Annotated in this window: 2 protein-coding genes; both read right to left on the reverse strand. The window is 61.5% G+C overall.

Translation table 11 applies throughout. The annotated features are described in order from the left end of the window. On the reverse strand, positions 1-1,381 hold a 1,381-nt coding region (locus NTCA1_RS28210; RefSeq protein ID WP_201282628.1), incomplete at its 3' end, for a conjugal transfer protein TraG N-terminal domain-containing protein. Between the two features lie 15 nt (positions 1,382-1,396). Then, on the reverse strand, positions 1,397-2,061 hold a 665-nt coding region (locus NTCA1_RS28215), incomplete at its 5' end, for a conjugal transfer protein TraH (protein ID WP_201282629.1).

Genomic DNA, 2,061 nt, shown 5'->3' on the forward strand with positions numbered 1-2,061 from the left:
CCGCCTCGGCCGCGTTCTGCGCCGGCGCCAGGATCGAGGTCGCCTGCCCGGAAATGCTCATTGCACCGCGCGCCAGACCCGCCGCAATGAACGGCACGCTCATGAGCATGAAGCCGGCGATCGTCGCCGTCTCGGCGTTCACGGCCCCGATTCCAGCATAGCTCGAAAGCGTGATCCCGCCTTCAGCCACGGCATTGGATGCGCTTTCTCCGCGCGTCATGCAGATCATGTGGAGGATGACGTAGAGCGGTCCCCAGGCGGCGAGATAGAAGAACCCTGTCACATACCCCTTGAGCGCCTGGACCCCGGTCTGGGGCATCAAGAACAGCGGGAAGATCACCGGGAACATCGCGTAGAAGACGACGGTCAGCACGATATTGAGGATCGGCACCCACGACATCGCCTGCATGGCGATCGAGTTGTAGGTGTTGCGCGCCTGGATGTCGGCGCGCGTCGCAGCAAAGGCATCCATCGACGCGCTGCCGGCACTTCCTCCCATGGCATCGCGAGCCTGCATGAAGGCGTTGATCGCCGAGGTCTGCCGCATCGCAGATGTGTAATCGCTCGACGATCCGGTGAAGGTCTGGTTCACGATGGGAACGTCTTGCCGTAGCTTCGCGGCCGCGGCCGTCTCGCTGAGGTTTGTGTAGGTCTGACGCCCCCAAAGCGGCGTCGAAGCATCGATGATGGTGTTCCATTGCCCTGTCAGCGCCTGATAGGCCGCCTGACAGGTGATGATGGTGCTGCTGACGGACCCGCCAGCCTCTTTCTGAAGCCAGACCTGCGATCGCGCAGGCGAGCCGGGCCCGATCGACGCCCAAAGGTCGGTGCTGCTCGCAAGATCCGTCAGCGATTTGAAGTTCAACAGCACGTCGCCGAACACGCAGTTCTTGTAGTGGTTCTGCAGGTTGGTCGCGAACTCGGCATCGCGGATCTGGAAATTGCGGGTCGCATCGAAGAGCCGCGAACCGTAAATCATGCCGTTGTTGGAATAATTGAGCTGGCTCGGCATCACGAACACCGTCTCCGCCGTCCGGGTAAGCCAGTCGCCCACCTGGCTCGAGAAGCTGGCGATCACGCCCAGCCCGAGAGGGACATTGGCGACCGTCGCCGGCGCGAGGGAAGGGTTGATCCTATCCGTGACCTTCACGTCGACGGTCGGGACCATCAGGCAGGAATAGATCAGGGTCGAACCGAGGAACCAGTTGAGCCACACCCGGAAATTGAGCGTGAAAGCCACTGAGAGAAGGGCGTGGATCAGGCCGATGACCATCACCACCTTGATCAGCGATCCATAGCCGCCACCGCCCGTCCAGGCCGCAACGGCGTTGAAGGTGTTGACGATGTATTCCCCGCCGCCGATCGTGAAAACCTCGACCATGGCCCTACCTCCCGCTTAGTTGAGCCCGTGAACGTTGAGACCACGCGAGAAATTCAGCGCGGCCGCCATCCCCGGCGACATGGCATTCTGCAGCGTCGATTCCAGCGCGATCGATTTGTTGATGAGCGCAATCGAGATGTTCAGCGTGTTTTTCACCTTCAGATCGCGTTCGGCATACTTCGACCGCGCCTCGCCGAGTTGCTTGCGCCAGGTCTCGGCGGTTGCCTGATCCGCTGGCTGAAAATGGACCTGCGACAGCGTAACCCGGTCAAGCATGTTCTCGATCATCGAACTCAGGAGATTGACGGCCACGATCTCCGCGAGAGCGTCGGACTCACTGTCGGTGAAACTGCCGTGGGCCATCGCCTCGACCGCGAGCAGCTTATAAAGCGGTACGGTGGTCAGAGACAAAAGCTGCTGCTCGGCCGACGACAACGCAGCATCGGTGCGGATCTTGTCGCGCATCGAGGTGATCATGGCCTTGATGCGAGGACGCAGGGCGACATTCGTCGGAACCGAGAGGTTCTGCTCCGACACCTGCAGGCACTTGTCATCGTCCGTACACGTCAGGATTTTGGCCGTGTTGCCGGTCTGCGTGCCATCGAGGAGCGCCGTGACCACCGCATCCTCGGCGGGGCCGATATACTGGATCGAGGCGGGATTGCTGCCCTCGGCCTTGT

The organism is Novosphingobium sp. TCA1 (genome assembly GCF_009811895.1).
Taxonomy (GTDB): Bacteria; Pseudomonadota; Alphaproteobacteria; order Sphingomonadales; family Sphingomonadaceae; genus Novosphingobium; species Novosphingobium panipatense_A.